The 22,827-nt window shown below is 64.9% G+C and carries 19 protein-coding genes; 12 read left to right on the forward strand and 7 right to left on the reverse strand.

The window, feature by feature from the left end:
- Positions 1–4: 4 nt before the first annotated feature.
- On the forward strand, positions 5–697 hold the full coding sequence (gene urtE / locus DIC66_RS07270; RefSeq protein ID WP_117175538.1) for an urea ABC transporter ATP-binding subunit UrtE: 693 nt from the start codon (positions 5–7) through the stop codon (positions 695–697).
- On the opposite strand, the gene DIC66_RS07275 is transcribed toward urtE, so the two are convergent.
- From DIC66_RS07275 to DIC66_RS07300, 6 genes are all read right to left on the reverse strand, one after another.
- Positions 690–2,282, reverse strand: a complete 1,593-nt coding sequence (locus DIC66_RS07275) for a methyl-accepting chemotaxis protein (RefSeq protein ID WP_117175540.1) — start codon at positions 2,280–2,282, stop codon at positions 690–692. The genes urtE and DIC66_RS07275 overlap by 8 nt on opposite strands.
- Positions 2,279–2,911, reverse strand: coding sequence for a protein-methionine-sulfoxide reductase heme-binding subunit MsrQ (locus DIC66_RS07280; RefSeq protein ID WP_158558863.1), 633 nt, complete (start codon positions 2,909–2,911; stop codon positions 2,279–2,281). Before DIC66_RS07280 ends, DIC66_RS07275 begins: the two co-directional genes overlap by 4 nt.
- 66 nt (positions 2,912–2,977) lie before the next feature.
- Entirely contained in the window at positions 2,978–3,859 is an 882-nt protein-coding gene (gene msrP, locus DIC66_RS07285; protein ID WP_117175544.1) for a protein-methionine-sulfoxide reductase catalytic subunit MsrP, read from the reverse strand.
- Positions 3,860–3,869: 10 nt separating this feature from the next.
- Positions 3,870–4,901, reverse strand: coding sequence for a cytochrome-c peroxidase (locus tag DIC66_RS07290; protein WP_117175546.1), 1,032 nt, complete (start codon positions 4,899–4,901; stop codon positions 3,870–3,872).
- Positions 4,902–4,921: 20 nt separating this feature from the next.
- Positions 4,922–5,371: a c-type cytochrome gene (locus DIC66_RS07295; RefSeq protein ID WP_158558864.1), complete on the reverse strand. Its 450-nt coding sequence runs from the start codon at positions 5,369–5,371 to the stop codon at positions 4,922–4,924.
- The gene (locus DIC66_RS07300; RefSeq protein WP_117175550.1) at positions 5,368–5,697 is read right to left on the reverse strand and encodes a plastocyanin/azurin family copper-binding protein; all 330 of its coding nucleotides are present in this window, start codon (positions 5,695–5,697) and stop codon (positions 5,368–5,370) included. Before DIC66_RS07300 ends, DIC66_RS07295 begins: the two co-directional genes overlap by 4 nt.
- 71 nt (positions 5,698–5,768) lie before the next feature.
- Between DIC66_RS07300 and DIC66_RS07305 the strand changes: the two genes are divergently transcribed.
- Both DIC66_RS07305 and DIC66_RS07310 read left to right on the forward strand, forming a co-directional pair.
- Positions 5,769–6,287: a chorismate--pyruvate lyase family protein gene (locus tag DIC66_RS07305; RefSeq protein ID WP_117175552.1), complete on the forward strand. Its 519-nt coding sequence runs from the start codon at positions 5,769–5,771 to the stop codon at positions 6,285–6,287.
- Between the two features lie 130 nt (positions 6,288–6,417).
- A complete protein-coding gene (locus DIC66_RS07310) occupies positions 6,418–9,960 on the forward strand; it encodes an EAL domain-containing protein (protein WP_233505819.1) in 3,543 nt (1,180 codons plus the stop codon).
- 27 nt (positions 9,961–9,987) lie between these two features.
- On the opposite strand, the gene DIC66_RS07315 is transcribed toward DIC66_RS07310, so the two are convergent.
- On the reverse strand, positions 9,988–12,282 hold the full coding sequence (locus DIC66_RS07315) for a sensor histidine kinase (protein ID WP_117175557.1): 2,295 nt from the start codon (positions 12,280–12,282) through the stop codon (positions 9,988–9,990).
- A 92-nt stretch (positions 12,283–12,374) separates the two neighbouring features.
- Here DIC66_RS07315 and DIC66_RS07320 point away from each other — a divergent pair, with 92 nt between their 5' ends.
- The 9 genes from DIC66_RS07320 to DIC66_RS07360 all read left to right on the forward strand — a co-directional run bounded on the left by DIC66_RS07320 (position 12,375) and on the right by DIC66_RS07360 (position 22,820).
- Positions 12,375–14,210: a PAS domain S-box protein gene (locus tag DIC66_RS07320; protein WP_147321264.1), complete on the forward strand. Its 1,836-nt coding sequence runs from the start codon at positions 12,375–12,377 to the stop codon at positions 14,208–14,210.
- Positions 14,207–14,854, forward strand: a complete 648-nt coding sequence (locus tag DIC66_RS07325) for a response regulator (protein WP_117175562.1) — start codon at positions 14,207–14,209, stop codon at positions 14,852–14,854. The genes DIC66_RS07320 and DIC66_RS07325 overlap by 4 nt, the downstream gene beginning before the upstream one ends.
- Positions 14,855–14,959: 105 nt before the next feature.
- Positions 14,960–15,370: a response regulator gene (locus DIC66_RS07330; protein WP_117175563.1), complete on the forward strand. Its 411-nt coding sequence runs from the start codon at positions 14,960–14,962 to the stop codon at positions 15,368–15,370.
- Positions 15,367–15,732 carry a response regulator gene (locus DIC66_RS07335; protein WP_117175564.1) on the forward strand — a complete coding sequence of 122 codons (366 nt, stop codon included), beginning with the start codon at positions 15,367–15,369 and terminating at the stop codon, positions 15,730–15,732. The genes DIC66_RS07330 and DIC66_RS07335 overlap by 4 nt, the downstream gene beginning before the upstream one ends.
- Positions 15,733–15,762: 30 nt before the next feature.
- Positions 15,763–16,047 (forward strand): hypothetical protein, encoded by a 285-nt coding sequence (locus DIC66_RS07340; RefSeq protein WP_117175565.1) that lies wholly within the window; start codon positions 15,763–15,765, stop codon positions 16,045–16,047.
- The gene (locus DIC66_RS07345; protein WP_233505820.1) at positions 16,044–18,314 is read left to right on the forward strand and encodes a chemotaxis protein CheA; all 2,271 of its coding nucleotides are present in this window, start codon (positions 16,044–16,046) and stop codon (positions 18,312–18,314) included. Before DIC66_RS07340 ends, DIC66_RS07345 begins: the two co-directional genes overlap by 4 nt.
- Positions 18,311–20,518 (forward strand): methyl-accepting chemotaxis protein, encoded by a 2,208-nt coding sequence (locus tag DIC66_RS07350; RefSeq protein WP_117175566.1) that lies wholly within the window; start codon positions 18,311–18,313, stop codon positions 20,516–20,518. The genes DIC66_RS07345 and DIC66_RS07350 overlap by 4 nt, the downstream gene beginning before the upstream one ends.
- A gap of 12 nt (positions 20,519–20,530) precedes the next feature.
- Complete coding sequence (locus tag DIC66_RS07355) at positions 20,531–21,016, forward strand: chemotaxis protein CheW (protein ID WP_117175568.1); 486 nt, start codon at positions 20,531–20,533, stop codon at positions 21,014–21,016.
- Positions 20,994–22,820, forward strand: a complete 1,827-nt coding sequence (locus tag DIC66_RS07360; RefSeq protein ID WP_147321265.1) for a putative bifunctional diguanylate cyclase/phosphodiesterase — start codon at positions 20,994–20,996, stop codon at positions 22,818–22,820. Before DIC66_RS07355 ends, DIC66_RS07360 begins: the two co-directional genes overlap by 23 nt.
- The last annotated feature ends 7 nt before the right edge of the window (positions 22,821–22,827 follow it).

The raw sequence follows: 22,827 nt of genomic DNA on the forward strand, positions 1-22,827 counted from the left end.
GAAAATGCTAGAAGTCAAAAACGTCAACCAGTACTACGGTGGCTCCCACATTCTTCGCGATGTCAGCCTCAAAGCCGAACTCGGCAAAGTCACCGTCATCCTCGGCCGCAACGGCGTAGGCAAAACCACGCTGCTCAAATCCATGATGGGCCTGGTGCCCATCAAAAACGGCTCCATCGAACTCGCAGGCAAGCCCATCCAGAGCAACACCCCTTACGAGCGGGCCAGAGCCGGCATAGGCTTCGTCCCCCAGGGACGCGAAATCTTCGCCCGCCTCACCGTGCAGGAAAACCTGCACATGGGCCTGGCCTACAAAAAGGCCGGCACGCCCATTCCACCCGAACTGTTTGAACTCTTTCCTGTGCTCAAGCAAATGCTGGGCCGCCGTGGCGGTGACCTCTCCGGCGGACAACAGCAGCAGCTCGCCATTGCCCGCGCCCTGGCCGCCGGACCCAAAGTGCTGATCCTGGATGAGCCCACCGAGGGCATTCAGCCCAGCATCATCAAGGACATTGGCCGCGTCATCCGCATGCTGGCCGACCGGGGCGACATGGCCATCGTGCTGGTAGAGCAGTACTACGACTTCGCCCAGGAACTGGCCGATGACTACGTGGTGATGGAGCGCGGCGCTGTGTTGGCCCACGGCAAGGGGCCGAATATGGAAGTCGACGGCGTGCGCTCCATGGTGGCTATCTAGCGCTGCCTACGGTCTTGAACTCAGCGACCTGTCCAGTCAATGACTGCGACATGTCCCGCAGCTCATTGAGGGCCTGACGCAGGCCGCCCACGATCTGCACGTTGCTGTTGTTGCCGCTCAGCAGGGTGCCAACCGACTCCACCATGTCGTCCATGTGCTGGCTCTGCACCTTGGCACCGGACGAAATGGTTTCCACCAACTGCTTGAGGTCTCCCGCCGTGCTGGACACCTCCACCATGATCGCGGCAATCGACTGCACCCGCTCGGTGCCGCTGTCCACCCGCACCTGGGAGGCCAGAATCAGCTGCTTGATCTCCCGTGATGCCGCGGCGCTGCGCCCGGCCAGGTTGCGCACTTCGGCTGCCACCACCGCAAAGCCGCGGCCCTGCTCACCGGCGCGTGCGGCTTCCACGGCGGCATTGAGGGCCAGGATGTTGGTCTGGAAGGCAATGCCGTCGATCAGCGAAATGATGTCGGTAATGCGCTGCGACGACTGGCGCACCATCTCCATCTCATGCACCGCGTCATCCACCTTCTGGGTGCTGCGTTGTGCCACGCTTTCCATGGTGGTGGCCATGCCTGCTGCCTTGGTGGCCACGGACGCGTTGTCGGCATTGGCCTGTTGCGCGCCGTCTATCAGTTCCATGACCTTGTTGAGTGCGCCCGTCTGCGCGGCCGCGCGTCCCTCCAGGTCGTGGGTGCGCTGGGCGATGTTCTCGGTCACGTAATTCACCTGGCTGGCGCTGCCCCGGATGCTGGACACCAGCGCGCTCAGGCCGTCCGATATGCGGTTGAAGGCGCTGATGACCTGACCCACTTCGTCCATGCGCCGGGCCTGCAGCAGGTGGGAGAAATCGCCCTTGGCCATATGCCCGGCCACCTCGCGGGTATCGCGCAGCGGGTTGACCACCGAGCGCACCACCCAGAAGGCAAAGCCGCCCGACACCAACAGCGACGCCGCAGCCAGCAGCAGGGTTTGGCGCAACACCTCGGCCTCTTTCGTGGCCACTTCCTGCTTCACCGCGGCCAGCGTGCCCATCTGCTGTTGCTGGTAGGCCGAGATATGCCCGGACAGCTGGCTGAGCTGGGGCTGGACGGTGTCATGCAGGGTGCTCAGGGCCTGCTCGCGCTTGCCGGCCTTGATGTAGCGCGAGAACTTCACCAAGCCCACCAGCATGCCCGAGGCATCGTCGGCCACCTGTGTGGCAACCTGCATGGACTCCGGCGTGCCCTCGGCCTGCAAGGCCTTCTGCAGCGCCTCGAGCTGTTCCCCGGTCTGGCTGCGCCCGCTGTCGATGGCGGCAAACACCTGCTCCAGCTGGGCCGGTTCGGTGGTGAGCAGGGCGTCGCGCGCGCTGACGTTCAGGCCCGAGAGGCGCTCCTGTATGGCCTGCAGGGACGCGATGCGCGGAATGCGTTCATCGAGCACCTGGTCATAGGTGGTGCGGATTTTTCCGATCTGCGTGAGGCCAAGGGTGGCGACCACCAGGATCATCGCCATCAACACCACGTAGCCGCCCGACAGCCTGAAGGCCACGCCGCTGCCCAGTGCGCTTGTGATGCGGTGCCAGCGTGTGGTGATCATGTCGGCCTCACCAGGCTTTCCTTGCCGTCAAAGCCGTCCCAGCGTTCCAGCAGGCCACTGTAGAGTGCAGCACGGTAGCCCAGCAGCAGGGTCAGGGCAGCGGTGTCGGGCCAGGGGCTGATCAATCCTGGCTTGGTCAGCCACCAGAAGTGCAGCAGGCCCAGCACGGCCGCGGCGTAGCTCAGCCGGTGCAAGCGGCGCCAGTGCCGCCCCAGCCTGCGCACCATGGACTGCGTGGAGGTGGCGGCTAGCGGCGCCAGGATCAGCAGGGCCAGCAGGCCGGCCAGCACGTAGGGCTTTTCCTGCACCTCGCTCAGGGCGGCAGACCAGTCGTAGCCCAGATCAAAGGCGGCAAAGATCCACGCATGGGCCAGCGCGTAGGCAAAGCACGACAGGCCCAGCAGGCGGCGCAGGCGCACCAGCCAGTTCCAGTCCGACAGGCGCTTGCCGTAGCGCTGGTGGGTATAGGCCGAGAGGTTGGTCAGCCAGCGCCGCAGCGGTGTGATGGCCAGCGTGGCCGTCAGCAGCACCAGGGCGCTGCGCCCGGTGGTGTGCAGCAGCAGGGCCAGCGGGTTGGGCCCCAGATCGCTGCTCAGCACCCGGGCCAGCAGCGCCAGTGCGGGCAGCATGCAGGCAGAGAAGCAGCAACGCCACACACTTTGAAAATGGTTTTTGAGCCAGGCGGCAAGCATGGGTCAGTACAAGGCCTTGGGGTCTTGTCCCTGGTACAGCGCTGCCACCGATTCGGCATAGCCGTTGAAGGGCAGGGTGGGGCGCTTTTGCAGTTCACCCAGCCGGTTCTCCCGCGCCTGGCTCCAGCGCGGATGGGCGACCTGCGGATTCACATTGCCATAGAAGCCGTATTCAGAGGGCGAAAGCTGGCTCCAGCTGGTGGGTGGCTGCTCGTTCACCAGGCGGATGCGGGTGATGGCCTTGGGGCTTTTGAAGCCGTATTTCCAGGGCAGGGCCAGGCGCAGCGGCGCGCCATTCTGCTTGGGCAGGCTCTGGCCGTAGAGGCCGGTTACCGCAAAGGCCAGTGGGTGCATGGCTTCGTCGATGCGCAGTCCCTCGCGGTAGGGCCAGGGGAGCGAGCCACCACGCTGGCCAATCATTTCGCTGCTGCGCTGCAGGCTCTCAAAAGCCACAAAGCGGGCGCGGCTGGTGGGCCGGGCACGCTCAATCAGTTTGGACAGGGCAAAGCCCGACCAGGGCACCACCATGGACCAGCCCTCCACGCAGCGCAGGCGGTAGATGCGCTCCTCAACACCAAACAGGCGCGCCAGATCATCGGCGTCGACCGTGTAAGGCTTTTCCACCTCGCCTTCCACACTCACCGTCCAGGGCTTGAGGGTCAGGGCCTGTGCCAGGACCTTGACGGCTTTTTTGTCGGTGGAGAACTCGTAGTAGTTGTTGTAGGAGGCAATGTCTGCCAGGGCGCTGGGGTTCTCACCCTCTGCCGCAGCGGCAGGCAGGCCCAGGCCCGCACCGGCCAGGGCCAGCAGCTGGCGGCGCTGCAACCAGAGCGCCTGCGGCGTGACGTCGCAGTCGCGCAGCAGCGTCTTGCGAAGGCTGTGCATGGAAGCTGGCCTACCGTGCAGGCAGTTCCGGCACGGTCACCGTCAGGAAGGGGGAGGACAGGCTCTCCAGAAAGGCCACCAGGGCCTGCTTCTCCGCAAGGCTCAGGCCCAGTGGTTTGATGTTGGGTGACAGATTGGTTTTGACATCGCCGCCGCGGTCATAGTGTTCCACCACGTCCATCAGGGTCTTGGCCGAGCCATCATGGAAGTAGGGTGCGGTGCGTGCCACCTCCCGCACGGTGGGTGTCTTGAAGGCGCCCTTCATGGCGTTCACCGGCTTCTGGGCGTAGCGGCCCATGTCGGGCTCGGCCATGCCCCACGAGGCCAGGCCCAGGTTGTGGAAGCCGTTGTCAGTGAAGTTCGGGCCACTGTGGCAGGCCACGCAATTGCCCTTGCCCAGAAAGACCTTGAAACCCTCCACCTGTTGGGGGCCCAGGGCTTTTGCGTCGCCGCGCACCCAGCGGTCAAAGGGCGAGTCCTGGCTGACTACGGTGCGCTCGAAGCTGGCAATGGCACGCGACAGGGTGCTCTCGTTGATGGGCTCACCCGGATAGGCCCGGGCAAACAGCACCTTGTAGCCCGCGCTGTTGCCAATCCACTGGAACAGTTTGCCAATGTCCATGTTCATTTCCACATTGGCCTGCATGGGGCCCATGGCCTGGTCTTCTAGTGATTTTTTGCGCCCGTCCCACATCTGGATGCCGTTGTAGGCGGTGTTGAATATGGTGGGTGAGGCGCGGCCCAGCACCGAGCTCTTGACCCCGCGCGCTGTGGGCAGTCCGTCCGACCAGCCCATGGCCGGGTTGTGGCAGGTGGCGCAGGACATATTGCCGTCGCCCGACATGCGCGGGTCAAAGAACAGCTTTTGCCCCAGTTCTACCCGCGCGGTAGTGGGCTGGTTGTCCGCCGGGTGCGGCACGGCACCCAGCAAAAACTCCGCCAGACTGGGGTCGCCCGCTTTGAAGGTCACTTCCGCTTGCGCGGTGTGCAGGCCCAAACTTGCCAACAGGGTGATGGCGATACAGGTGGACGTCTTTTTCATGGTGTGCTCCTGGTGGTGATTTATTGGCTGGCTCTGAGGGTGAATAGAAAGTTCAGCACGTCCTGGACCTGCTCATCGGTGAGCTGTTCGCCCCAGGGCGGCATGCCTTTGCCGCGGCCCATGGCTTCGCCGCCTTTGCGCACCATGTCGGCGATGTAGTAGCGCGGTGCGGTGGACGTGGTGAGGTTGAAGGGGCGCGGCGTGTGCAGCTTTGCAGCGCGGCCGTCACCCCGGCCCTCCGGGCCGTGGCACAGCACGCAGTAGTTCTGGAAAGCCAGACGCCCGCGTATGACCGATGCCTCCAGGGTGTCCTTGAAGTTGCGCACAATGCACTCGTCCGTGATGGTGCCGGTGCAGACCCGCGTGACGGCCTCGGCATCCGGGTGTTTGCCTTCCTGTGCCAGGGCGGTGGACATACCGGTGGCCAAGACACAGGCACAGGCCAGGCGGGCAGACAGGGTGGACGTCATTTCTCCACCTCGACCACCATCTGCATACCGGGATGGATGGAGCATTCCACCTCTACCCGGCCCGGCTTGTCGAAGCTGACCTTTTTTGACTGGCCTTGGGGGTAGGAGCCCAAATCGAAGGATTTGGCGTCGGACAATGAAAAGATGTTGTGGGCAAACGGGTCGGAGTTGCGGAACTCCACCACGTCGCCCACCTTGATCTTCACCGACTTCTTGCTGAACTGCTTGTCCTTCTGGTCAATGAGAAGTTCGGTAGCATGGGTGTCTGCGCAAATGGCCCACAGCAGGGCGTAGACCAGAGTGGATGTGCGGACCAGTGGCTGCATGTTCTTCGCTCCTTGCAATGTATTTTTGAACACTGTGCCATACATTTTTTCGTTAGTCGAGGTTTCTTCCATTGATTGCTCCCCCTGATCCAACCCTGCGGCACTGGCTGCAGGCCGACGGCTCCCTGACCGCACGGCTGCGCCGTTTTGGGGCCGTGCAGGTCCAGCTCCAGCAGCACGGCGCCATGCCACTGTGGCCGCGCGAATGTGCTGACCTGCAGCAGCACAGCGGCTATGTGCGCGAGGTGGTGCTGTTGCTCGACGGCCGCCCGGCCGTATGGGCGCGCAGTGCCACGTCGCTGTCGGCCATCAAGGGCCCCTGGCGCGCCATGCAGGGGCTGGGCACGCGGCCCCTGGCCGAGTTGCTGTTTGCCCAGCGCCATGTGGAGAGAACGCCTTTGCAGGCGCAACAGCTGGCCCTGGGTGGCGGCCTGGAGCGCCATGTGCGGCGCCAGTGGCTGGGCCTGGAGCAGTACACCCCACAGGCCGGCATTCCCCGCTGGGCCCGCAGTTCGGTGTTCCTCCACCAGGGCCATGGCCTGCGGGTGATGGAGGCGTTTTCGCCCTGGGTTTGCAAACTCAAGCTCTGAAAGTGTGAATCAGGGTGCGTCCATCAACCCTCCCTGCGTACTTTACGAACATTAGCCCTGAATGCACTTCAAGGCCATGCAGAATGGCGCCGGGAGCCTGATCAGCCTTCAACGAAATGAAAGGTTCTTTGTGAAATTGCGGACTGGTTTCGAGACCGTGGTGCTGGCCGTTGGTGGCGTGGCCCTGGCCGGTGTAGTGCTGTTGACCTTGCTGACCTGGAAGGTTGCCAACGATGCCGACGAAGCCGCGCGGTGGGTGACGCACACCCACGAGGTCATCACCAGCCTGGCGCGGGTGCGCGCCGATACGCTGCAAGTCGAACTGGCTACCCAGACCTTCCGCATATCGGGCAACCCTGTGCAACTGGTGCAGCGCGACGCCGCCGTTGCCAACCGGGAAGCCCTGCTGCGCAATATCGGGCAGCTCACCTCCAACAACCCGGCCCAACAGCTGCGGTACAGCGAATTGCGCCGCGTCATTGAAGCGCGGCTGCAGATTTCCCGGGAGGTTGAGCGCTTGCGCAAGACCCAGGGCACCGAGGCCGCCAATGCCTTCGTGGCCACAGCCCCGCTGGAGCAAACCCGTACCCGTACCTACGAAATCCTGCAGGCCATGGACCAGGAGGAGCGCACGCTGTTGGCGCAGCGCACTGCCGAGCAGCTGCGGGCACGCCAGCGCATGGTGGGCTTTGGTGCGCTCACCGCGCTGTCGCTGATGCTCCTGCTGGCAGCGGCCAATGTGGTGGTGCGCCGCCAGTTGCGTCAGACCCGGCAAAGCCAGCAGGCACTGGCCACCAGCGAAGAAAGCCTGGCCATCACCCTGTATTCCATAGGCGATGCGGTCATGGCCACCGATGCACAGGGTTGCGTGACGCGCATGAACCCGGTGGCTGAAACGCTGACCGGTTGGACCATTGCCGATGCCCGGGGGCGCTCGGTGGAGGATGTTTTCTGCATCATCCATGAGGAAACGCGTGAGCCCGCAGAGGTCCCGGTGGCCAAAGTGCTGGCCACCGGCGTGGTGCATGAGCTGGCCAACCACACCGTGCTGATCGCACGTGACGGCAGCGAACGCCCGATTGCCGACAGCGCGGCTCCCATACGTAATCTGGCCGGTGCCACGGTGGGTGTGGTCATCGTGTTCCGGGACGAGACAGCGGCGCGCCAGCTCAAGCAGGGCATCCGCGAGCAGAACGCGTTGCTGGAGCAGCGCGTGCAGGAGCGCTCGGCCCAGTTGATGGCCAGCGAAGCGCATCTGCGCAGCGTGATCAACAGCGTACCGGCCCTGATTGCCTATGTGGATGCAGAGCAGCGCTATGTTTATGTCAACCGCCAGTACCACCAGCGCTTTGCGTCGCAGCGCTCCGACTTGGTGGGCTTGACGGTGCAGGAGGTGCTGGGGCCGGAGCGTTATGCAGTGGCCGGGCCGCTGATCCGCCAGACCCTGCAAGGCCAGCCCCAAAGCTACGACTGGCAGCCTTACCCCGGCGTCTGGCAACTCATCAACTACCTGCCCAAGCACGACGCGCAGGACCGCGTCGTCGGCTATTACGTTCTGGGCACCGACATCTCGGATCGCGTACGCACCGAGACTGCGCTGCGCGCCAGCGAGCAGCGCCTGGAGCGCGTGCTCGAAGGCGCGGACCAGGGCTACTGGGACTGGAATCTGCAAACCAATGTGTTCCAGGTCAGCCCCCGCTGGGAGACCATGCTGGGCTACCGGCCCGGCGAGATGCATGTGGCCACCGAGAACTGGCCCCAGCTGGTGCACCCGGAAGACCTGCCCGAGGTCATGGTCTCGATTGAACGCCACATGCAGGGCCAGGCGCCCAGCCATGAGGTGGAGATGCGCGTACGCTCCCGTGAGGGTGGCTGGCGCTGGATCCTCACGCGTGGGCGCATCGTGCAACGCGCACCCGACGGCACACCGCTGGTGATGTCGGGCACCCACACCGATATTTCCGCGCGCAAGCAGTTCGAGCTGCTGCAGCGCGAAGCCGCAGCCGTGTTCGAGAACAGCTACGAAGCCATCATGGTGGTCAACGCCGAGGCACGCATCACCCGGGTGAACGCAGCCTTCACCCGCATCACCGGCTACACCCAGGACGAGGTAACCGGCCAGTCGCCGCACATGCTGGCTTCCGGCCGGCATGACGACCGCTTCTTCCAGGAATTCTGGAGCGCCTTGAATACCCGCGACTTCTGGCGTGGCGAAATCTGGAACCGCCGCAAGAACGGCGATGTGTTTGCCGTGCTGCAGTCGGTGGCGGTGGTACGCGATGAAAAGGGGCGGGTGCTCAACTACGTGAGCGTGTTCGCCGACATCAGCCAGATCAAGGCCCACGAGGCCGAACTTGACCGCGTGGCCAACTACGATTCACTCACCCACCTGCCCAACCGCCGTCTGCTCTCGGACCGTCTGCAGCAGGCCCTGCTGCGCGCGGACCGCACCGGGAAATCCTGCGCCATCTGCTTTCTGGACCTGGACGGTTTCAAGCTGGTCAACGACCAGTTTGGCCATGACGCAGGCGACCAGGTGCTGATCGCCATTGCGAAAAATCTGACCGGCATTTTGCGTGCAGAAGACACCCTGGCGCGCCTGGGCGGTGACGAGTTTGTGGTGCTGCTCTCGGAAGTGGCCACGGCCGAGGAGTGCACACTGATCCTGGAACGCATGCTGGACGCGGCCCGCATGCCGGTGAATGCAGCTGAACATCTGGTGCTTGTTTCCGCCAGCATTGGCGTGAGCCTGTATCCCTCTGACAACGCCGACCCGGACATCCTGCTGCGCCACGCCGACCAGGCCATGTACCTGGCCAAGCAGGCGGGCAAAAACCGCTACCAGCTGTTTGACCCGGAGACCGACCGCCAGGCCCAGAACCATCGCGAAACCCTGGTGCAGCTGCAGGCCGCATTGCAGGCCGAAGAGTTTGTGTTGTTCTACCAGCCCAAGGTGGACCTGGTGAGCGGCGCGGTGATCGGTGCCGAAGCCCTGATCCGCTGGCAGTCGCCGCAGCGTGGCCTGCTTGCACCCGCGGAATTTCTGCCGCACCTCAACGGCAGCCACCTGGAGGGCCTGTTTGGCGAATGGGTCATCCGCACCGCACTCGCGCAGATGCGCGTCTGGCGTGCACAGGGGCTGGATGCCCGGGTCAGCGTCAACATCAGCGCCAACCACTTGCTGCAAGTGGACTTTTGCGATCGGCTCGGCCAGGCCCTGGCCAGCTACCCGGACATTGCCCCGGCCTGTCTGGAGCTGGAGGTGCTGGAGACGGCGGCGCTGGGCGACATGCAGCAGGGGGTGGAAATCCTGGAGCGCTGCATGGAGCTGGGCGTGCGCTTCTCGCTGGATGACTTCGGTACCGGCTACTCCTCGCTCACCTACTTGCGCAAGTTGCCGGTGGACACGCTCAAGATTGACCAGAGCTTTGTGCGCGACATGCTGAGCGACCCGGACGATATGGGCATCGTGCGCGGCATCATCGAGTTGGCCAATGTCTTCAACCGCCAGGTAGTGGCCGAAGGTGTGGAAACCCTGGAGCACGGCGCTATGTTGCGCTCCATGGGTTGCCGCCTGGTGCAGGGTTACGGCATTGCCAGGCCCATGCCGGCCGCGCAGCTGCCGCAATGGTGCACCGACTGGCTCACGGCCGGCTTGTGGCGCAGCCTGTAAACCAGCCAGCCGCGTGTGCGGCAGGGGCTATGTTGCCAGGGCGGCGGGGGCGCAGCGAAACACCACGGTAAACGTGGCCCCGGGGCCCACCTCCAGGCGCCCGCCAATCTGGTCCGCCAGGCCTTCCACCAGCTTCAGGCCCAGGCCGCTCTGGCGCCGCGCCGCAAAGTCCGGCGGCAGGCCCACACCGCTGTCACGTACCTGCAGGCGCCACTGGTAGTCCTCGTTGATGGGCTGCAAGCTGACCCAGACCTCGCCACCCTGGCCCGCAGGAAAACCGTGCTTGAAGCTGTTGGAGAGCAGCTCGTTGACCAGCAGCCCGCAGGGTGTGGCCTGATCCAGTCCGGCCATGAGATGGCCCAGGTCCAGGCGCAGCTGTATGCCTTCGGTGCCACTCTGCAGGGCACGCAAGGCCTGGGTGGCGACCTGGCGCAGGTAGTCCCCCAGGTCAATGGCGGAGAAGGTCCCCACGCGGTAAATGGTTTCGTGCAGCAGCGCCATGGAGCGCACCCGGTCCTGCATGTCCTGCAGCACGCTGCGGCTGGCGGGGTGCTCGCTGCGCCCGCTCTCCAGGCGCAGCATGCTGGTGATCACCTGCAGGTTGTTCTTCACCCGGTGGTGCACCTCTCGCAGCAAGGCGTCTTTCTCCAGCAGGGAGTGCGAGAGGGCTGCGGTGCGCTCGGCCACCTGCGCATCCAGCCGCTCATTGATCTGGCGCTCCCGTGTCAGCAGGTCCGACAGCGAGGCCGCCATGACCTTGAAGTTGCGTATGAGCGCCCGTGTCTCTGCGATGCCGCTGCGGGGCCACTCCACCTGCACGCTGTGCTGCGCCAGCTTGGCCGGCAACTGGTAGGTCAGCTCGTTGAGCTGGCCCAGGGTGGCCAGTGTTCTGCGGCTGATCCACTCGGCCAGCAGCAGGGCTGCCAACAACGTCAGCAACAGGGTGCCCAGCAACCGGGTGTAGCGCGTAGCCAGGGCCTTCTGTATGGGCTCCACCGGCTGTTCCAGCACCAGGCGCCATTCCCCCAGGCTGCCCACGCACGACTCGGTCACATACCAGGAATGCTGCCACTGTTCCATGGTCGGGCGTCCGTTGACCAGCAAGGGGGTCCAGCGAAAACTGCCATCGGAATAGGCGGTGCGTACCCCTTCGGGCCGGTGGAAGATGGCCATGGTCTTTTGTTCAGGCCGGTTGCCCAGAATCACCGCGCCATTTTTGTCCAGCACCAGATAGCGCTGGTTGGTTTTGCCCAGGCTTCTTTCCAGGTAGGTGCGCAGGTGCTCCAGGCTCAGCACCCCGGAGATGTAGCCGGTGAAAACGCCATTGCGCCGTACCGGCGCCAGCAAGGTAACGATGGGGCTGGGTGGGCCCATGCGCCCCATCACCACTTCCGACAGCATGGGCCCCTGGGCCGTCTGGATGCTTTCGTAGTAGGGGCGGTCGGCAAAGCTCTGGCCCACGGTGGATACACCCCGTTCATCCACCAGCGGCGAGTACTGCAGCACGGTGCCCCGGCTGTCCAGCAGCCCCGCGCGAAGGAAGTTGTCGTCTGACAGGCGCGCCTGGTCCAGCGGGCCCTGCATCTGGCTGCTGGGCAGGCTGGCGGCCATGCGGCTGAGCTGCACGACGGAATCGGTACGCTCCTGCAGCCAGTGTTCCAGCAAGGCGCGCAGACGCAAGTCGTCCTGGACCAGCTCGGAGCGCAGGTGCCGGTCGGCCTCGGCCACATCGTGGTGGCTGGCAATGGCCAGCAGCACCAGCGCCGGGCACAGGGCAAAAAACGCCAGCAGGTTGTAGGACATGTCGCGCAGCCCCACCAGGGCGGTGCGCCGGTTCAGCAGGTAGGCCGAAAACAGCAGCCGTGCCACCAGGGCATTGGCAATGCCATTGATGCTTTGCTTGACCACCACCAGCTGGATATTGCCCATGGGCACATCCATCACCAGCCCGTACAGCACATAGGTCGCGGGCATGCCGACCAGCACCCAGTACAGCGCATCGGCCAGCACCAGGCCTACCTGGCGACGCTGGTACAACAGGCCCACAAAGAGCGCCTCGCCGGTGACGATCAGCGTGGCGTAGGGGTGGTTCCACAGCACCAGGGTGTAGCTGCCGATCAGGGCTGCGGCCAGCACCCCCAGGCGCAGGCCCAACAGCTGCAGGGCCAGCATGGCAAATATGCTGCCGAACAGGAAGTCGATGTTCAGGAAAATCGGAAAGTGCGCATAGTTGCCCAAGAGGCCCAGGGCCACCAGCAGCACAAAGCTCAGCCAGCGCTTGGCGGTGGGGTGCTGTTCAGCAAGGCGCAGGGCAGTCGTCATGGGGTGCTTATTTTTGGGGATGGGCTGGCACCGATAGTAGCGGCTAAGCCCCTGCTGCCGCGCGCCAGGCCAGTCCGACTAAGATGCGTTCCATGCAAATAAAGTCAGACGGTGCGGCCCGCAAGCCCAGAATCCTGGTGGTGGAGGACGAGGCCATCGTGGCACTCGACATCCAGCAGCAGCTGGTGCAGCTGGGCTATGAGCCGGTGGGCCACAGCAGCCGCGCCGAGGTTGCCATTCTGCTGGCACGTGACCTGCGCCCGGACCTGGTGCTGATGGACATCCAGCTCGGGGGCGCCATGGACGGCATTACCGCCGCCCAGGCCATCCGTTCGGCACAGGCCATCCCGGTGGTGTTTCTCACCGCCTTCGAGGCCGACGACATGCTGGCGCGGGCCCAGCTGACCGAGCCCTTTGGCTACATCCTCAAACCCTTCTCGGCGCGCGAGCTGCGTACCGTCATCGAGATGGCCCTGTACCGCAGCGCCACCGATGCCCGGCTGCGCAAGAGCGAGCAGCAGTTCCGCACCATCTTCGAGGCCGAGCCCGAATGCGTGCAGGTGTTTGACAGCATGGGCGAGCTGCTGCAGATCAACACAGCGGGCCTGCGCATGTTCGAGGCCGAGTCGCTGCAGCAACTGCAGGCGTACCGCCTGCCGGACCTGATTGCACCGGCCTATCGGCAGGACTTCTTGGCCCTGCGTCAGCGCGTGATGGCGGGCGAGTCGGGCGTGCTGGAGTTTGAAATCGTGGGCCTGGGCGGCACCCGGCGCTGGATGGACGCGCACGCCGCCCCCATGCGCGATGGCGATGGCCGCATCACCATGATGCTCAGCGTGGCCCGCGACATCACTGAGCGACGCCTCTCGTTCCAGCAGCGCCGGGTCAGCGACCACATCCTGTCGGCGGTGTCGCAGGGCGTGGTCATCTCCGGGCCGCACCTGAAAGTGTTGCAGGTCAACGATGCCTTTCTCAGGATCACCGGGCTGCAGCGAGCCGACATCGTTGGGCGCACCTGCAAGATTTTGCAGGGCCCGCTGAGCGACGCCGACACCATACGCCGCATCGGGCTGGCCATGCACACCGGGCAGGACTTCCAGGGTGAGCTGCTGAACTACCGGCGTGACGGCAGCACCTTTTGGAACGAGCTCAGCATCACCCCCGTGGTGGATGAGAACGGTGCTATCAGCCAGTACGTGGGCATCATGCGTGACGTCACCGAGCGCAAGGAGGCGCAGGCCGCGCAGCAGGAGCATATGCACCAGCTACAAAGCCTGTCGCGCCGCGTGCTGGCCGCGCAGGAAACCGAGCGCCGCCGCGTGGCCCACGAGCTGCACGACGAGCTGGGCCAGTACCTCACCGCCATCAAGATCAACCTGCAGACCAGCCAGGCGCTCAGCGAGGTGTCGGCCACGGCCCGCAATGAGGGCAATATCAAGATCGTGGAAGACGCCATCCACCAGGTGCGCCGTCTGGCCGCAGCCCTGCGCCCCTCGGTGCTTGATGACCTGGGCCTGGTGCCCGCGCTGAACTGGATGGCCGAGCAGAACGCCGCACGTGGCCAGATTGCCATCCGCTGCGACAGCCAGATTGCCGATGTGCGGCTGCTGCCCGAAATCGAGACCGCCTGCTTTCGCATTGCCCAGGAGGCACTGACCAACATACTGCGCCACGCGGCCTGCCGCCAGGTGGACATACGCCTGGAGCTGCGCCAGGACAGCCTGCTGCTGACCATACAGGACGATGGCCGCGGCTTTGATGTGAATGCCACCCTGCAGCGTGCGCGCGGCGGCAACAGCCTGGGCCTGCTGGGCATGCAGGAGCGCGCCAGCCTGATTGGCGGTGTGCTGAACCTGGAGTCCAGCCCGGGCAGCGGCAGCCGCCTGACCCTGGAATGCCCACTGCACCTGGCACTGGCACAGGCATGAACAACATCCGTATTGTGCTGGCCGATGACCACGCCCTGGTGCGTGCCGGCCTGGTCAAGCTGCTCGAATCCATGCCCGAGGTGACGGTGGTGGGCGAGGCCAGTGACGGCCTGCAGCTGCTGGCCCTGGCCGCGCAGCATAAGCCGCACCTGGTGCTGCTGGACATTGCCATGCCCGGCCTCAACGGCCTGGAGGCGGCAGCGCGCCTGCAGCAGAGCGCGCCCGACACCAAGGTCATCATCCTGTCCATGCACCAGGAGGACCAGTACGTGCGCCATGCCCTTCGCAGTGGCGCGCGCGGCTACCTGCTCAAGGACTCGGCGCCGCTGGAGCTGCAGCTGGCCATACAGGCCGTGGTGCGTGGCGACACCTATCTGAGCCCGGCCATCACCAAGGGCGTGATGTCGGACTACGCGCAAAGGCTGCGCAACGAGGAGGTGCAGGAGGTACCGCTCTCGCCGCGCCAGCGCGAGGTGCTGCAGCTGATTGCGGAGGGCCTGAGCACCAAGGAAATCGCCCAGCGCCTGGAGCTCTCGGTCAAGACCGTGGAGAGCCACCGCACCCTGCTGATGAAGCAGCTCGACATCCATGAGGTCACGGGCCTGGTGCGCTACGCCCTGCGCAAGGGCATCATCGCACCCTGATCCACACAAAGGATCCGCCTGAGTGCACCACTCAGGTGTCTTAGTCGGCAAACCCGGGTGTCTACCTGATGGAGTAATTGGCCCCTGCCGCCTACAGTGGACTCCATGCAAACCACGGACATTTCCACCCTGCTGGTGGATGACAACACCACCTTCCTGAACACCGTGTTCGGTGTGCTCAAGCAGGTCGTCGGGGTCCAGGTGGTGGGTTGCGCCAAAGACGGGCTGGAGGCGCTGGAGCTGGTGTTCAACCTGCGCCCCGAACTGGTTTTGCTGGACCTGTCCATGCCCCGCCTGGGCGGGCTGGAGCTGGCCACCCGGCTGGTGGCACTGCCCACACCCCCCACCATCATCATTCTCTCGATGCACGACTCCGACGCTTACCGCCAGGCGGCCCAGCGCGCCGGTGCAGCGGCTTTCGTGAACAAGGACAACTTCATGGCCGAGCTGGTTCCCCTGCTGGAATCGCTGATCTCGGAGAGGCAACAACGGCAACAGAAAGAGGCAAACCCATGAGCAAGACGATTCTGGTGGTGGATGATTCCTCCAGCATGCGCCAGGTGCTGAAAACCACCCTGACCGGCGCCGGGCACACGGTGATCGAGGCAGCCGACGGCAAGATCGCCCTGGGCCTGCTGGATGGACGCACCATCCACATGACCATCTGCGACCTCAACATGCCCAATATGAACGGCATCGAATTCATACGCGCAGCCAAGACCCTGCCGGCCTACAAATACATGCCGGTGCTGATGCTCACCACCGACAACGACGACTCCAAAAAGGCACAGGGCAAGGAGGCCGGAGCCAAGGCCTGGATGCTCAAGCCCTTCTCGGGTGCGCAGCTGCTCAGCGCCGTCACCAAGCTCAGTGTCTAGGCGCATGGCTGCCGCAAACGGAGGCCGGATATGAACCACTGCTTTGAATTGCCCGAGGACTTCAATGTCTACCACGCCGAGGAGACGCTGGAGTCGCTCAGGGTGTGGTTGGCCCAGGCCCAGCTGGAAGAGGCGGCGCTGATTGACATATCGGCGGCCCGCGTGGCGGAGATGGACGGCACCGGCCTGCAGCTGCTGGCCTCGCTGCGCAATAGCGGCTACCGCCTGCGCATTGTGGATGCCAGCCGCAAGTTTGCCGAGGCCTGCACGGTGACCGGCAACAGCGCCTGGCTGGAAGCGGGAGCCGTGCTGTGAGCCGCGACAACGCACGCAGCGAATTCATGGACGCGCTGCCTGCCTTCATCAGCGAGGCGGCCGAGCAGACCGAGGCCATCGAGGCGCTGCTGCTGGAAATCGAAGAGTCGCCAAATGACCGGGAGCTGCTCAATTCCCTGTTCCGCTGCGCCCACACGGTCAAGGGCTCGGCCGGCCTGTTCGGGCTGGACCGGGTGGTGGAATTCACCCACCATGTGGAGACCCTGCTGGACCATATGCGCGAAGGCCGCATTGTGTTCAACCAGGCCATTGGCACCCTGTTGCTGGAGTGCAATGACCAGATCCGCTTCCTGATCGAGATGGGCTTTGACGACGAGGCCGACACGGCCGAACAGCAGGCCCTGCGCTTGGCTCTGGTGCTGCGCCTGAAGGCGCTGTGCTCGCCCCATGAAGCCGCGCCCACTGTGGTTGCGGTCCCCGTGCCTGCAGTGCCGGCCCAGGAGCAGGCGGTGTGGCGCATCAGCGCCCACTTCGGCCCCGATACCTTTCGCGGCGGCATGGACCCCATGGCCGTGGCGCGCTACCTGGGCACCCTGGGCCAGGTGCTGGACATGCAATGGAATATGGAACGCGTGCCGCCCATTGACGCACTGGTGCATGACAGCTGCTACATCAGCTTTGCCCTGCAGCTGCAAAGCGGCGCCAGCCAGGCGGATCTGGAAGAGGCCTTCAGTTTTGTCGAGGACGACTGCGAGTTCCGCGTACAGGCAGAGGAGAGCGCGCACGAAAAAATCCAGCGCAACATCGAGGACCTGTCCGAGGTGCCGCGCCTGGGTGACCTGCTCATGGCCGCAGGGGCCGTCTCGCAGACCGATCTGCATGCCGTGTTGCAGACCCAGGCCCGCGCCCAGGCCGAGGGCGCCGAGCCCGGCCTGCACCGGCTGGGCGCGCTCTTGGTGGAGCAGGCCGGGGTGGACCGGGCGCATGTGGACGCAGCCCTGGGCAAGCAGCAAAAAATCCGTGACAAGCACAGCGCCGACGAAGGGCGCTTCATCCGCGTGCAGGCCGAGCGCCTGGACACGGTGATCAACCTGCTGGGTGAACTGGTGATAGCCGGTGCCGGCTCTGGCGCCGCACTTTCGGCCTTTGAGAACCTGGAGCCCGATGCGCTGCAGACGCTCCTGGAGACGCTGATCGAGTCCAACCAGAACATGAACCGCCTGATCGAAGAGATCCGCAACAGCACCTTGGGCCTGCGCATGGTGCCGGTGGGCGAGACCTTTACCCGCTTCAAGCGCGTGGTGCGCGACACCGCCTCCAGCCTGGGCAAGGAGGTGCAGTTCGACATCGTGGGCGGCGAGACCGAGCTGGACAAATCCATGGTCGAAAAAATTGCCGACCCGCTGATGCATCTGGTGCGCAATTCCCTGGACCACGGGCTGGAGACGCCCGCCAGCCGTATTGCGGCAGGCAAGCCGGCGCTGGGCCACCTCACGTTGAGCGCCCGCCACGAGGCCGGCTCCATCCTGATCCGCATCGAGGACGATGGCCGCGGCATCAACCGCGATCGCGTGCTGCAGCGCGCCTGGGACAAGGGCCTGGTCGAGCCGGGTGTGGTGCCCGGCGATGACGCCATCAACATGCTGATCTTCGAGCCCGGCTTTTCCACGGCCGAACAGGTCACCAACCTGTCGGGCCGTGGTGTGGGCATGGATGTGGTGCGCAGCAATATCGAGGCCCTGCGCGGCACGCTGCGCCTGGACAGCCGCCCCGGACGGGGCCTCACGGTGGACATCCGCCTGCCGCTGACGTTGGCCATCATCGACGGCTTCCTGGTTGGTGTGGGCGATGCCAAATTCGTGCTGCCGCTGCAGTCGGTGGTGGAGGTGATCGAGTCCGAAGACCAGAGCGGCCCGGTCGATCAGGCCGGGCGCCACTGCGTGGAATTGCGCGGCGCGGTGTTGCCGGTGCTGCGGCTCAAGTCCCTCTACGGCATGGACGCCGAGCCCACCGAGCGCGTCAGCATTGTGGTGGTGCAGTCCGGCACCCGGCAGTACGGCATCGAGGTGGAGGCGCTGCTGGGCCAGCACCAGACCGTCATCAAGCCGCTGGGCGAGCTGTTCAAGACCGTGCGCGGCCTCTCGGGCTCGGCCATCCTGGGCAGTGGCGAGGTGGCATTGATTATTGATGTGCCCTCGCTTGGCCAGCTCGCCTCCGCGCCACCTGCGCGCAGCCCGCCGGTTTCCGAATTTTCACGTACACCCCGAGACATCCGTCACACCCGTTCAATAGGAGAAGCAGCATGACCACCACCACCCAAGCCTCATGGCTTACGCGGCTTGTCGCCGGAACCGCGCTGGACAGCTCACAGCTGGCGCTGGAGTCGCAGCAGGCCGCGCGCCGCAGCGCCGAGAGCGAGCTGGCTGCACAGGGCGCGGCCCGCGCCGCTGCCGAAGCCGAGCTGGCATCCACCCGGGCCCGACTGGCCGAGGTGGAGTCCGAGCTGCGCGTGCGCACCGACATCATGAACCTCACCAGCATCGTCTCCGAGTCCGACAAGAAGGGCGACATCCTGTCGGTCAACGAGAAGTTCATTGAAGTCTCCAAGTACGCCAAGAACGAGCTCATCGGCCGGCCGCACAACACCACGCGCCACCCCGACATGCCCAAGGAGACCTTCAAGCAGCTGTGGTCCACCATCGGGCGGGGCGACATCTTCCGCGGCATCATCAAGAACCGCGCCAAGGACGGCACGCCCTACTATGTGGACGCGGTGGTGGCCCCCATCCTGGGCGAGAACGGCAAGCCCATGAAGTACCTGGGCGTGCGCTACGACATCACGGAGGCCGAGCTGGAGCGCCACAATGCGCGCGGCATCCTGGCCGCCATCGACAGCGCCTATGCCTACATCGAATTCGACCTCACCGGCCGGGTGCTCAGTGCCAACAAGAACTTCCTGACGCTGCTGGAGTACGTGTCCGACGAGGTGGTGGGCAAGCACCACCGCATCTTTGTGGACCCGGCCCAGGCGGCCCTGCCCGCCTATGCCCAGTTCTGGCGCGACCTCAACGAAGGCCGGGCGCAAAGCGAGGTGTTCAAACGCATCACCAAGAGCGGGCGCGAGGTCTGGATCCAGGCGGTGTACGCACCCGTCAGCGATGAAATGGGCCGCCCGGTGAAGATCGTCAAGATCGCCACCGACGTCACCGAACAGGTCAAGGCCACCACCATGCTCAAGGAAGCCGTGGAGCAGGCCCAGAAGGTCACCTCCGCCGCCCGTGACGGCGACCTCACCCAGCGCATCCCGCTCGAAGGCAAGACCGGTGCCATCGGCGTGCTGTGCGAGGGGGTCAACACCCTGATGGAGACCACCTCGGTGATCTTCAGCGACGTGGGCCGCGTGTTTGGCGCGCTCTCGGTGGGCGACCTGTCGCAGCGCATCACCCGCGACTACAGCGGCGTGTTTGGCCGGGTGAAGGATGACGCCAACGCTACCAGCCAGGCGCTCTCTGGCGTGATCGAGGACGTGGGCCGCATCTTCAGCGGCCTGGCTGCAGGTGACCTGACCCAGCGCATTGAGCGCCATGCCGAGGGCATCTTCGAGCAGGTCAAGAACGACGCCAACAGCACCAGCGAAAAGCTCGCCAGCATCATCCAGGAAGTGCGTGGCGCCTCGGACGCACTCACCGGTGCGGCCAACCAGGTCAGCGCCACTGCGCAGTCGCTGTCGCAGGCGGCCAGCGAGCAGGCGGCCAGCGTGGAGGAAACCACCGCCAGCATTGACGTGATGTCGGCCTCCATCAGCCAGAACAGCGACAACGCCAAGGTCACCAACAGCATGGCCACCAAGGCCAGCCAGGAGGCCGCAGAAGGCGGTGGCGCAGTGAGCCAGACCGTGACGGCCATGAAGCAGATTGCCACCAAGATCGGCATCGTCAACGACATTGCCTACCAGACCAATCTGCTGGCGCTCAACGCGGCCATCGAGGCGGCGCGTGCCGGCGAGCACGGCAAGGGCTTTGCCGTGGTGGCCGCCGAGGTGCGCAAGCTGGCCGAGCGCAGCCAGAAGGCGGCCAAGGAAATTGGCGACCTGGCGGTCAACAGCGTGTCCACTGCCGAGCGTGCGGGCAAGCTGCTCGACGAGATCGTGCCCAGCATCCAGAGCACCAGCGAACTGGTGCAGGAAATTGCTGCGGCCAGTGCCGAACAAAGCGAATCGGTAAGCCAGATCGGCAGCGCCATGGGGCAACTGAGCAAGGCCACGCAGCAGAACGCCTCGGCCTCGGAAGAGCTGGCCGCCACCAGCGAAGAGCTCTCCGGCCAGGCCGAGCAGCTGCAGCACTCGGTGGCCTTCTTCAACCTGGGCGATGAGGCACCCAAGCCCGCGCGCGGCCGCTTTGATGCGCCCAGCCCGGAGCGGCGCGCACCCATGGCCAAGCTGGTGGGCACAGCCCCGGTGCGTGGTGGCCACAGCGGCACCAATGGCGCCGGCAACTTCCGCCCCTTCTAAGCGAGGCCCCCCATGTCCAGCAACGGCGAGCCCGCGCAGTACCTGACCTTCACCCTGGGGGACAGCCTGTTTGCCACCAACATCGACATGGTGCGCGAGATCATCCCCTCCGGGGGAATGACCAAAGTGCCCATGACGCCGGTCTTCATACGCGGCATCCTGAACCTGCGCGGCGCGGTGGTGCCGGTGATTGACATGCAGAGCCGCTTTGGCTGGCCCGCAGCGGTGGTCAGCCAGTACACCTGCATTGTGATCATCGACTCGCACAACGCGGCCGGCCCCACGCAGCTCGGGCTGATGGTGGACTCGGTCAGCGAGGTGATCGAGATTGCCGCCACTGACATCGAGCCACCGCCCCAGTTCGGTACCCCCATAGGCCCGGATCTGATCGAGGGCATGGCCCGGGTCAACGACAGCTTTCTGGTCATCCTCAAGCCGTCGCACGCCTTCGATATGGATGTGCTGACCCAGATGGTTGAGCACGAAGCTTCTGCCTGACGACATGGCCATGGCCCTGCACATTCCAACCGAGCCCATGCGCAGCACGCTGCGCCAGGCGTCCCATGTCGAGCACAGGGATGCCAACCACAGGCTTGCAACGCTGGCCCAGTGCCAGGCCCAGGCCTTGCTCAATGCCACGCTGGAGGCCTCGCCCGATGCCATCGCCGCCATCAGCCTGCAGGGCGCCCTGGTGAGCTACAACCAGCGCTTTGTCACGCTGTGGGGGTTCGATGAGGCCAGCCTGGAGCAGGCCCGCCAAGGCGGGCTGTGGCAGCACTGTGCCGACCGGCTGATGCCGGACAGTGCCCGCTGCGACCCCGGGCAGGCGCTGCTGCCGGGCATGCACGATGAGCTGCAGCTGCTCGATGGGCGGGTGCTGGAGTGCCATGTGTCCGAGCGCTTCCTGTTTGACCGGCTCGACTGCGTGGTTCTGCAGTGGCATGACATCACACGGCGCAAGAGAAGCGAGCAGCTGATCTGGAACCAGGCCAACTTCGATGCCCTCACCGGCCTGCCCAACCGCGCCATGCTGCAGGACCGGCTGAACCAGGAAATGATCAAGGCCGAGCGCAGTGGCTACAAGCTGGCGGTGATGTTCATCGACCTGGACAAGTTCAAGGAAGTCAACGACACCCTGGGCCATGACAAGGGTGACGTGCTGCTGGTGGAAGCGGCCCGGCGCATCCGCGACTGCGTGCGCCCCAGCGACACCGTGGCCCGCCTGGGTGGTGACGAGTTCGTGGTGGTGCTCAGCGAGCTTGCCGACCCGCGCATGGCCAGCGATGTGGCGCACAGCATTCTCGACCAGCTGGCGCAGCCCTTTGACCTTTGCACGGTGGAAGCGGTGATCTCGGGCAGCATCGGCATCACCCTGTACCCGCAAGACGCACAGGTCATAGAGGGCCTGTTCAAGAACGCCGACCAGGCCATGTACGTGAGCAAGGCGCGTGGGCGCAACCAGTGCAGCTACTTCACGCGCGAACTGGAGGTTGCGGCCCTGCGCCGCATGGAGCTGGTGGCCGAGCTGCGCACGGCGCTGCTGCAGGGCCAGTTCTTCCTGGTGTACCAGCCGATTGTGGATGTGCACACCGGGCAGGTGCGCAAGGCCGAGGCGCTGGTGCGCTGGCAGCATCCGCGCCTGGGGCTGGTGTCGCCCGCCGAGTTCATTCCCCTGGCCGAAGAAACCGGCCTGATCATTGACATTGGCGACTGGGTGTTTCTGGAGGCCGTCAGCCGGGTCAAGCAATTGCGCGCCGAGCACTGCGCGGACTTCCAGGTCAGCATCAACAAGTCGGCCGTGCAGTTCAGCCGCGACAAGGGCCATCCGGGCACCTGGATAGACAAGCTCAAGCAGCACGGCCTGCCCGGCAGCGCGGTGACCATGGAGATCACCGAAAGCCTGCTGGTGGACCCTAACAGCGAGGTGAAGACCACCTTGCTGCGCTACCGCGATGCCGGTATTCAGGTGGCCATTGACGACTTTGGCACGGGCTACTCGTCGCTGAGCTACCTCAAGCGCTTTGACATCGACTTCCTGAAGATTGACCAGTCCTTCACCCGCAACCTGGCACCAGGTTCGAGTGACCTGGCGATTTCGCAGGCCATCATCGCCATGTCGCATGCGCTGGGCCTGCAGGTGGTGGCCGAGGGTGTGGAGACGCCGGAGCAGTTTGCATTGCTCAAGGACGCGGGTTGCGACTTTGTGCAGGGCTACTGGCTGTCGCGCCCGATTTCTGCCCAGGCCCTGGGCGAGCTGCTGCAGCGCGGGGCGTTCGATCTGAGTTGCCTGGCCGCAGCTTAGGACGCAC

Origin of the sequence: Rhodoferax lacus, assembly GCF_003415675.1 — a bacterium.
GTDB lineage: Bacteria > Pseudomonadota > Gammaproteobacteria > Burkholderiales > Burkholderiaceae_C > Allorhodoferax > Allorhodoferax lacus.

What these genes read in the sequence shown, in the direction of transcription:
- urtE (WP_117175538.1), top strand. Translation starts at nt 5, where the DNA reads ATGCTAGAAGTCAAAAACGTCAACCAGTACTACGGTGGCTCCCACATT.
- DIC66_RS07275 (WP_117175540.1), bottom strand. Translation starts at nt 2,282, where the DNA reads ATGATCACCACACGCTGGCACCGCATCACAAGCGCACTGGGCAGCGGC.
- DIC66_RS07280 (WP_158558863.1), bottom strand. Translation starts at nt 2,911, where the DNA reads ATGCTGCCCGCACTGGCGCTGCTGGCCCGGGTGCTGAGCAGCGATCTG.
- msrP (WP_117175544.1), bottom strand. Translation starts at nt 3,859, where the DNA reads ATGCACAGCCTTCGCAAGACGCTGCTGCGCGACTGCGACGTCACGCCG.
- DIC66_RS07290 (WP_117175546.1), bottom strand. Translation starts at nt 4,901, where the DNA reads ATGAAAAAGACGTCCACCTGTATCGCCATCACCCTGTTGGCAAGTTTG.
- DIC66_RS07295 (WP_158558864.1), bottom strand. Translation starts at nt 5,371, where the DNA reads ATGACGTCCACCCTGTCTGCCCGCCTGGCCTGTGCCTGTGTCTTGGCC.
- DIC66_RS07300 (WP_117175550.1), bottom strand. Translation starts at nt 5,697, where the DNA reads ATGCAGCCACTGGTCCGCACATCCACTCTGGTCTACGCCCTGCTGTGG.
- DIC66_RS07315 (WP_117175557.1), bottom strand. Translation starts at nt 12,282, where the DNA reads ATGACGACTGCCCTGCGCCTTGCTGAACAGCACCCCACCGCCAAGCGC.
- DIC66_RS07320 (WP_147321264.1), top strand. Translation starts at nt 12,375, where the DNA reads ATGCAAATAAAGTCAGACGGTGCGGCCCGCAAGCCCAGAATCCTGGTG.
- DIC66_RS07325 (WP_117175562.1), top strand. Translation starts at nt 14,207, where the DNA reads ATGAACAACATCCGTATTGTGCTGGCCGATGACCACGCCCTGGTGCGT.
- DIC66_RS07330 (WP_117175563.1), top strand. Translation starts at nt 14,960, where the DNA reads ATGCAAACCACGGACATTTCCACCCTGCTGGTGGATGACAACACCACC.
- DIC66_RS07335 (WP_117175564.1), top strand. Translation starts at nt 15,367, where the DNA reads ATGAGCAAGACGATTCTGGTGGTGGATGATTCCTCCAGCATGCGCCAG.
- DIC66_RS07340 (WP_117175565.1), top strand. Translation starts at nt 15,763, where the DNA reads ATGAACCACTGCTTTGAATTGCCCGAGGACTTCAATGTCTACCACGCC.
- DIC66_RS07350 (WP_117175566.1), top strand. Translation starts at nt 18,311, where the DNA reads ATGACCACCACCACCCAAGCCTCATGGCTTACGCGGCTTGTCGCCGGA.
- DIC66_RS07355 (WP_117175568.1), top strand. Translation starts at nt 20,531, where the DNA reads ATGTCCAGCAACGGCGAGCCCGCGCAGTACCTGACCTTCACCCTGGGG.